Annotated in this window: 11 protein-coding genes; 9 read left to right on the forward strand and 2 right to left on the reverse strand. The window is 35.3% G+C overall.

Annotated elements, in window-relative coordinates:
* The 3 genes from M0Q17_RS09825 to M0Q17_RS09835 all read left to right on the forward strand — a co-directional run.
* Positions 1–647 (forward strand): aminotransferase class III-fold pyridoxal phosphate-dependent enzyme (locus M0Q17_RS09825; protein WP_295086391.1); only part of this gene is annotated, 647 nt, incomplete at its 5' end.
* Positions 604–1,803 (forward strand): TolC family protein, encoded by a 1,200-nt coding sequence (locus M0Q17_RS09830; RefSeq protein ID WP_295086393.1) that lies wholly within the window; start codon positions 604–606, stop codon positions 1,801–1,803. The genes M0Q17_RS09825 and M0Q17_RS09830, both read left to right, overlap by 44 nt.
* A 55-nt stretch (positions 1,804–1,858) precedes the next feature.
* On the forward strand, positions 1,859–2,830 hold the full coding sequence (locus M0Q17_RS09835) for an SAM-dependent methyltransferase (RefSeq protein ID WP_295086410.1): 972 nt from the start codon (positions 1,859–1,861) through the stop codon (positions 2,828–2,830).
* A 32-nt stretch (positions 2,831–2,862) separates the two neighbouring features.
* Here the strand turns inward: M0Q17_RS09835 and M0Q17_RS09840 are convergent, their stop codons facing one another.
* The gene (locus M0Q17_RS09840) at positions 2,863–3,945 is read right to left on the reverse strand and encodes a type IV pilus twitching motility protein PilT (protein ID WP_295086395.1); all 1,083 of its coding nucleotides are present in this window, start codon (positions 3,943–3,945) and stop codon (positions 2,863–2,865) included.
* Positions 3,946–4,002: 57 nt separating this feature from the next.
* Positions 4,003–4,293 (reverse strand): Asp-tRNA(Asn)/Glu-tRNA(Gln) amidotransferase subunit GatC, encoded by a 291-nt coding sequence (gene gatC / locus M0Q17_RS09845; RefSeq protein ID WP_295086396.1) that lies wholly within the window; start codon positions 4,291–4,293, stop codon positions 4,003–4,005.
* Between the two features lie 125 nt (positions 4,294–4,418).
* On the opposite strand from gatC, the gene M0Q17_RS09850 reads away from it, so the two are divergent.
* The 6 genes from M0Q17_RS09850 (at position 4,419) to M0Q17_RS09875 (ending at position 8,610) form a co-directional block, all read left to right on the forward strand.
* Positions 4,419–5,006 (forward strand): hypothetical protein, encoded by a 588-nt coding sequence (locus tag M0Q17_RS09850; protein WP_295086398.1) that lies wholly within the window; start codon positions 4,419–4,421, stop codon positions 5,004–5,006.
* A 4-nt stretch (positions 5,007–5,010) separates the two neighbouring features.
* Complete coding sequence (locus M0Q17_RS09855; RefSeq protein ID WP_295086400.1) at positions 5,011–6,006, forward strand: hypothetical protein; 996 nt, start codon at positions 5,011–5,013, stop codon at positions 6,004–6,006.
* 3 nt (positions 6,007–6,009) lie between these two features.
* Positions 6,010–6,837, forward strand: coding sequence for a tyrosine-type recombinase/integrase (locus M0Q17_RS09860; RefSeq protein ID WP_295086402.1), 828 nt, complete (start codon positions 6,010–6,012; stop codon positions 6,835–6,837).
* Positions 6,834–7,307: an HD domain-containing protein gene (locus M0Q17_RS09865; RefSeq protein ID WP_295086404.1), complete on the forward strand. Its 474-nt coding sequence runs from the start codon at positions 6,834–6,836 to the stop codon at positions 7,305–7,307. Before M0Q17_RS09860 ends, M0Q17_RS09865 begins: the two co-directional genes overlap by 4 nt.
* Positions 7,308–7,382: 75 nt before the next feature.
* The gene (locus M0Q17_RS09870; protein ID WP_295086406.1) at positions 7,383–7,886 is read left to right on the forward strand and encodes a hypothetical protein; all 504 of its coding nucleotides are present in this window, start codon (positions 7,383–7,385) and stop codon (positions 7,884–7,886) included.
* 10 nt (positions 7,887–7,896) lie between these two features.
* Complete coding sequence (locus M0Q17_RS09875) at positions 7,897–8,610, forward strand: sulfite exporter TauE/SafE family protein (RefSeq protein ID WP_295086408.1); 714 nt, start codon at positions 7,897–7,899, stop codon at positions 8,608–8,610.
* The last annotated feature ends 48 nt before the right edge of the window (positions 8,611–8,658 follow it).

Raw genomic sequence — 8,658 nt, forward strand, 5'->3', positions numbered from 1 at the left:
ATACCTGTGCCGTCATGATAGAACTTGTTCAAGGCGAGGGCGGTGTTCAGCCGCTTGATAAAGATGCCGTTCAAAAACTTGCAAAATTTTTAAAATCAAAGAATGTTTTGCTGATGATAGATGAAGTGCAAACCGGAGTTTATAGAACAGGTAGATTTTTAGCATCAAACTACTATGACATAGAGCCAGATGTTGTGACTCTGGCAAAAGGTCTTGGCGGCGGAGTTCCTATCGGTGTTGTTATGACAACGCTAAAGGAAGTTTTTAGTGCAGGAGACCACGGCTCCACATTTGGCGGAAACTTTTTAAGTACAACTGCTGCATGTGAGGTTATGGATATTTTAGGCGAGATGGATGAAAGCAGAGAGCTTCAACAAGGCATAGATTACTTTGATAGCGAGTTGGAGAAGTTTTATGTTGCTCACAAAGATATTTTCACATCTAAAGTAGGTATCGGAATGATGTGCGGACTGCGTGTAAGAGATGCTGATACTCTTAGTAAAATAATCTCAAATGCAAGAGAAGAGGGTGTAATAGTTCTAAGGGCAGGTCGTGACACCCTTAGACTTTTACCTGCACTTACAATAACTAAAGGGGAAATGGATGAAGGCTTTAACGCTCTTAATCGCGCTGCTAGCTCTTTGTAGTACGTTACTCTTTTCAGAGGAACCTTTGGATGTCTATATTTCAGAGAATAAAAAAGAACAGTTTAAGTATGATTATGAAAAGAATGAAGCCGATAGTTCAATACTTCGTGATTCTTGGATTGCACCTTTAAATTTAAACTACAGCTACTCAAAGAGCAACCCTTATAAAGATCAGCAGACTACCGAAAATGCTTCTATTAAGATGGATCAGCCAATTTTTCAAAGTGGTGGAATTTATTATGGGATTAAGTTTGCAGAGGCTTCTAGAATTTACGTCGACTACTCCGTAGATGTTGCAAAAAGAAAGCTTGTAAAAGATGCAATCTCTCTTTTAATGCAGATTAAACAGATAGATTTGAAGATAAGCAAGCAGAAACTTCAGATTGAAAATTCTGAGATAAATCTTGCTCAAAAGAGAGAGGATTATTTAAACGGACAGCTTGATTCGGGTTTTTTAGATAGTGCAATAATCGATAGAAACATTGTTATACAGACATTTTTTGACCTGCAGACAAACAAAGAGAGACTTATCTCAAAATTTAATGCAATAAGCGACATGAAACATGACGAAGCTTTTGTTCCGACTTTAAAACTTTTAACTCAAGAGCAGTTTTTGCAAAAAAATATAGTCCTTGGTATGTCAGAGAGAGAGATAGAGAAAAATGGATATGCTCAAGATGTGACGGTAGCAAAATATCTTCCAAAAGTAAACTTGACCGCTGGATATAGCTGGGATAAGAGTGATAGTCCGTTTAAGTTTGGAGCAAATGAGAAGGACTACTATAATGTAGGCTTTAAAGTTGCCCTCCCTATCGATATAAACAGTTATAGAGATGTAGAATCCTCTAAGATTGAGTATCTTAAGTCGCAGCTTGTTATTGAAGATAGAAAAAGAGAGCTTATAGCGATTTTTGAGCAGGTTATGCAAAATATAGAAAACATACAGAAGAAAAAACAGCTAAGTGTTGAAAACAGAGATATTTATGAGAGACTCTTAGGAGATACAAATGATTTATATGCAGCCGGCTATAAAACGAAGTATGACGTAGAGCTTTTAGAGAACTCAGTTGAGATTCAAAAGAGCGATGTAGAGATATATGAGATAGATAAACAGCTTGAGCTTTTAACGCTTTATGAGATGTATAAAGATGACTAGACTTGAAGAGCAGTGCAGAGAGGGATTAGAACCAAGTTATAAATTTAGCAGCTACATGAGCGAGTGGCTCTACTCAGATGATGGCTACTACGCAACATATAAAGAGATAGGCAAAGGCGGAGATTTTTATACGGCAGTTAGCACAAGCAAATTTTTTGGCGGAACTATCGCAAAACATATTATCTCTCTTGTAGATGAGGGTTTTTTGGCTAAAGATGCAACTATATGTGAAATAGGTGCACATCACGGCTATTTTTTAGCAGATGTTATAGAGTTTCTCTATACGCTACGCCCTGAGCTTTTAGAGAGCTTTGACTTCGTCATAATAGAGAGATTTGAAGCGCTTAGAGAGTTTCAAAAAAACTACTTTGCCGAGAGCTTCGGTAATGCTATAAAGCTTACTCACTATAAATCATTAAGCGAACTAAAGTGCAAAAATGCTTTTTTTATAGCAAACGAGATATTCGATGCCTTTTCATGTGAACTTTACTATAAAGGCAAAAGTGCAAGAGTGGAGAGGCATGAAGTCGTTTTTGACGTGAATGATGATTGGGTAGAGCAAAAAGCAAAAAAGTACCACAAAGACAGAGGCGAGATAGCCCTTGGATATGAAGAGTTTGCAAAAGAGATGGCTTTAGCATGTGAAAAATTTGAGTTTATGAGTTTTGATTATGGCGAGATGCAAGCCCGTCCTGATTTTTCAATACGAGTATATACAAAACATGAGGTAACGCCATTTTTCGATGAAAAGATAAAGAGAGATGAACTGTTTGCAAGGTCTGACATCACATACGATGTTACGTTTGAGCATGTAAAAGATGCTTATGAAGAAGCAGGAGTAGAGTTTATTGAGCTAAGCACCCAGATGGCAGCACTTGTAAAGATGGGAATCTTAGAACTTCTAGAGATTTTAAAAGCCAAAGTAGATGAAAAAATATATAAACAAGAACTTGAAAAAGTAAAGATACTCATAATGCCAAATTTCTTAGGCGAGCGCTTTAAGATGATAAGGTTTAGAAAGAGTTAAAGATATGACATGCAAAATATCATGTCATATCTTTACATATTTTGGATTACCTTCATCAACTCTTCAGGTCTGTTTGAAGCTGTAAGAGCAACCTCTTTTGAGATAATTTTTTTACGAAGTAGCGTTAAGAGTTGGTCTGTTTGCGTAGTCATATTTGTCTCGTTTTGATTGAGTTGCATTTGAGAGTAAATTTGATGAACCTTATCTTCTCTGATTAAGTTTTGAATAGCAGGGTTTGCAATCAAAATCTCTTGTGTTGCAACTATACCGCCGCCAATTCTTGGCATCAGAGATTGGGAAATAACAGAGATAAGCGAAGATGCAAGTTGTGCTCTTACCTGTGCTTGTTCTCCGGCATCAAAAACGTCTATAATACGGTTGATTGTTGAAGGTGCTGAATTTGTATGTAGAGTTCCAAAGACTATGTGGCCGGTCTCAGCCGCGGTAAGAGCTGCAGATATAGTCTCTTTATCTCTCATCTCACCTACTAAAATAACATCCGGATCTTGTCTTAGAGCATATTTAAGTGCCGTTGCAAATGAGCTGGTGTCGGTGCCTACCTCTCTTTGTGAGAAGAGTGACTTGATATTTGTATGCACAAACTCAACAGGGTCCTCAATAGTAATAATATGCTTGTTTGCGGTAAGATTTATCTCATGAAGCATTGAAGCTAGTGTAGTAGATTTACCGCTACCTGTTGGCCCTGTTACGAGAATAAGCCCTTTTTCTCTTTTAACGAGTTCTTTAAAAATCGGGTTATTGTTGAACTTTTCAAGCGGTGGAATATCAATAGGAATCATACGAAATGCACATGCAATACCGGCAATGGTTCTATAGTAGTTTGCACGAAAACGACCTACATTTTCTAACTCAAAAGAGAAGTCAAGTTCATTATTCTCTTCAAATATTTTCTTTTGCTTATCTTCAATAAGAGCATAAGCCATCTCTTCTATATCTTTGGCGCTTAAGACTGGAAGATTAAGGGGTTTTAGTAATTTGTCAATTCTGATTTGCGGTTCACTTCCAGGAACAAGGTGCAAGTCCGAGGAGTCAAAGTGCAAAACACTTTTGAGCAGTTTTTTTATCTCAATCGGTTTTTTTGTTTCGTCACTCATGATAAACTCCCTTTGATTGTATTAAAATTAATTGCACTACATAAAGATACTGCGCGATTACTCAATTATCTTAGGAACGATAAAAAAGCCATCATCGCTAAGGGGAGCATTTTTAAGTATGCTCTCATTTATATCCGTATTGCAATATGGAGTGTCTTCTCTGAGTAGAGTTGCTTCGTCGTTCATTGAAAATTTATCATCAACATTATCAGTATTTAACTCGCTTAAATTATCTACAAAGCTTACAATTTCGGAGAGTTGATTTACTATCTCTTCTCTTTTGTCATCTGAAACCTTTAAAAATGAGAGTTTTTCGAGCCTGCTTAAGAGTTCATTGTCTACTTGCATATAACCATTCCTTCATAACAATTTGTAAGATTGTAACAAAAAAAATCTATCTATTTGATGAAACTTTAACAAATTATGCGATATTATTTTGAACTTTCAATAATTATAGATAAAAAGGGAATATTTTGAGCTTACAAGAGAATATCAAAATGATAAAAGATGAGTTAAACTCCGAAGAGAAGTTTTTTGAAAAAGCGGTAATGACTGAGAGATTTGTAAAAAAATATAAAAATATCATGATAGCCTCTGTTGCCGCTGTTGTTTTGTTGGTCGGCGCAAATATCATATATGATATTAATTCAGAGAGTAAAACTACAGCGGCTAATGCTGCCCTTTTAAAGTTGCAAGCAAATCCAAACGATACTGTTTCGCTTGGAGAATTAAAGAAATTAAGTTTAAATTTGCACGATGCCTGGCTCTATTCTCAAGCAGTTATAAATAAGGATGCACAAGCAATAAAGAGTTTGGAAAATTCAACGGCACCGATAGTAGGTAATTTAGCAAAATATGAAGCAGCTACAGATTCTGCGCAGCTTGAAGAGTATGCTTTAAAGCAAAATGCAATATATAAAGATTTTGCATTGGTTCAAAGTGCCGTAATGCTTTTAAACGAAAACAAAATTGATAAAGCCAGAAGTGCACTCTCAAAAGTATCAAAAGAGTCCTCATTAAACGAATTAGTGTCAGTTCTTATGCACTATGGAGTGAAATAATATTTTGAAAACTTTATCTCTAGCTTTTATATCGCTGTTAATCCTTTTTTTTAGCGCATGTAGCTCTAAGAAAGTCTATGAACCTTTGGATGTTAAAGATGATTGGAAATATTGTGGAAGAAGCGATGTGACAATCAAAGGTATATCGCCTGATGCAGCAATGGTTGAAGATAGAAAAGTTTTACTTAAGGGTAAAATTATTGATATAACTATTCCTGAACATGAGAAGCTTTTAGGTTATAGTGACGGATGGGTAATGCATGCTGATATTGATGGAAATCTAACTCTTAAGTATGCAACCGATAGCAAAATGGTAGAGAAGTTTAATCTAAAAAGAACGATAGCAACAGCGAGTATTAAAGATAATCTTCTTGCTGTTCTTTTTGTAAATAATGAGATGGCTCTGTACTCAATAGCCGACAAAACGCTTCTTTTAAAAGAGCAAGGCGATGCACCTATAGTTGTAAATTCAAAGATAGTAAAACCATATATCAGAGATGATTTAGTCATATTTTCTACACTTGATGGAAAAATTGTTATTATAAATTCTCAAACAAAAAAGAAGCTAAGAACCGTAATAGTCAGCACTCAAGAGCACTTCAACAATATTATATACTTTAATCTTTTAGAGAATAAAATTATTGCAGCATCAGGGCATAAGATTCTTTCACTTGCCCAAAAAGAGATCAGGTCGGAGTATGACATTCGAGATGTCGTCTCTGATGAAAAAACTATTTTTATTGCTACTAAGCAGGGTGAAATAATATCTTTAACTTCTGATCTTCAACAAAATACGGCACTAAAGTTTCCTTTTGCTCACTTTATGGGGATGATTGTTGGTGGGGAGCATCTGTATGCTTTAGAAAAAGAGGGATATATTATTGAAATCTCAAAAGATTTGGCAAACCATACTGTTTATAAAGCATGTATAGATGAGGGTTATGTTTATATTGATGGAAAAATATTTTTTGTGGATGATAAATATATATCAGTAGAGTAGATAATGTCAAATGAGCTAGAGGCATTTATTGAGTATATAAGTGTTATAAAGGCTCTTAGCAAAAAAAGTGTTCAAGCCTATAGAAGCGACTTAATCACTCTTGAGGAGGCTCTTAAAAAACCTCTTATAAAAATGGACTCTGCTTTGCTCTTTAGTGCTTTGGGCGTATATAAAAACAAAAGAACGCTAAATAGAAAACTCTCTTCAGTGAATGCTTTTTTTGATTTTTGCTATAAAAGTCAATTCTTTGATGAAAAAATAAAACTGAAATTTTCAAAAATTCCAAAACTTCTTCCAAAGTTCATATCATACGCTGAGATACAAAACAATTTAAAGCAGATTGACAGAAGCTCTTTAATAGGAGTTCGTGATTATGCACTTATACTTTTTTTATACGCTAGTGGTACCAGGATAAGTGAATGTCTTGCCCTTAGCAAAGAAGATATAGAGGGGGAGTGGCTTCATGTAAGACATGCAAAGGGCGAGAAGGAGCGTATGGTTCCCATAGCAAAAGTTGCGCTAAAAGCTTTGCAGGAGTACATAAGCCAAAAGAAGAGAGAAGAAGCTTTTGTCTGGGCTAACTATAAAGGTGGCAGACTCAGCCGAATTTCGGCATATAAAATAACGCAAAAATATTTGGGAGTATCTCCACATGTGCTTCGCCACTCTTATGCGACTTCGCTAATATCAGGAGGAGCAGATTTGCGTGTTGTTCAAGAGCTTTTAGGACATGCCTCGCTTTTAACTACGCAGATTTATACGCATATACAAAAACAAGATCTCAAAGAGACTGTGGAAGTGTGTCATCCAATGGCAAAAGAGAGTTTATGAACAGAGTAAAAAATAGTGTTTTTTCCAAATCCTTTTTAAAATCGCTTTTTTTTGTTCAAAACAAATGGCATGAACATGGGGTTTTGGTTCATACGCTTCGAGTTTTGTACAATATTTTAAAAGCTAGAGAGTTTAAATTTTTTGCCGCAGGAATTCTGCATGATATAGGCAAGCCATTTTGTGCTTATAAAAAAGATGATGAAGATATAGAGTTTAAAGAGTATAGTTTTACCGACCATGAAGAGAGAAGTTATGAAATAATTAAGGATTGGGCTTTTATAAGTGATTTTACAAAAAATGTCGTTCGTTATCACTATCTAATAAGAGATATTGCTAAAAGTAAAGATGAAGATTTGCTAAGATATGAGAGCAAAAAAAAGATTTTGGAGAGTCTGGATTTGGAATTAAGAGAAGATCTAGAAAAATTTATGTTATATGATGATTTAGGTAAAGGAAAAAAAAGAAGATAAATTTTATTTAAAATCTAACACAAATGTAACATAAAGAGTGTAAAATTTATTTTTATTTAAGATAGAAGGTTTGTGATGAAAAAAATTATCCCTTTTTTGGTAGTTTTAATTTTAGTTTTGTTGATTGTAGTAATCTTTTTTTCTTTGGGTACTTCCACTAGAATGGTTGTTGTAAAAGATGGGAATATCAAGCAGATTCCAATTGAGATGCAAGTTGGTATGTATCAAGACAGTGATTGCGGAATGGTTATAAATGAGCTAAAAGATGCTTCTCAGGTTATTATCAAAAGCGGAAAAAGTTGGTTTTTTCACGACCATGGCGGTTTTGTCAGATGGCTTGAGGATAAAGAGTTTAGAGATAGCGCAAAAATCTGGGTTATGAGTAGGGATACAAAGAGATGGATAGATGCCAAAGAAGCATATTACTCATGGGCGGATGAGACACCGATGGGATACGGTTTTGGTGCTTATGAGAAAAATAGAGAAGATTTTATAGATTTTGATACAATGCGTCTTAGAATGTTAAGAGGAGAGACCCTGCGTAATCCACTTATCAGAAAACAGCTTTTAGGAAAATAGTAAAAAGACAATGGAAACGGTAAATATCTTAAGCATTATCAGCATCGCATTTTTAGGCTCATTTGGACACTGTATAGGTATGTGCGGTGGTATAGTTTTAGCGTATTCAACTATAAAAATTGATCCAAAAAGCTCCAAAGTTTCGCAGAGTAGAGCGCATCTGCTCTACTCGTTTGGAAGAGTGTTTACCTATTCGATTTTAGGAGCTATTTTTGGGACGCTTGGCGGTGTTGTTACTTTTAGCAATACTGCAAACGGGGTAATGCTTTTAGTCGCAGGTATAGCGATGGTTCTTGCAGGACTTTCTCTTATGGGTAAAATAAAATTTTTAACCCTTATAGAGCATTCGTTTTCATCATCATCGTTGTATAAAGATTTATTTAAAAAAGTGTTAAACTCAAAATCTAACTTTAGCTTTTTTATTCTTGGTATGTTAAACGGCCTTTTGCCATGCGGGTTTGTCTATTTTTTTGCAATAACAGCGGCAAGTACGGCAAGTCCTATTTATGGCGCTTTGGTTATGGCAATATTTGGACTAAGTACAATTCCCGCAATGTTTTCTCTGGGTTTTTTAGCATCTCTCTCAAGCGCGACAAACTTTAGAAATATGATGGTAAGCCTCTCCTCTTTTGCCGTCATTGTTTATGGCATCTATACGATTTATAACGGCTATGATTATATTGCTAGAGATGAAAAAACATTAACCGAGTGCCATAGTAACTGATTTTTTTATTTTTACTTGCTATAATAAGCACTAAAAAAGGTATCAACC

This window comes from Sulfurimonas sp. (assembly GCF_023229105.1).
GTDB lineage: Bacteria > Campylobacterota > Campylobacteria > Campylobacterales > Sulfurimonadaceae > Sulfurimonas.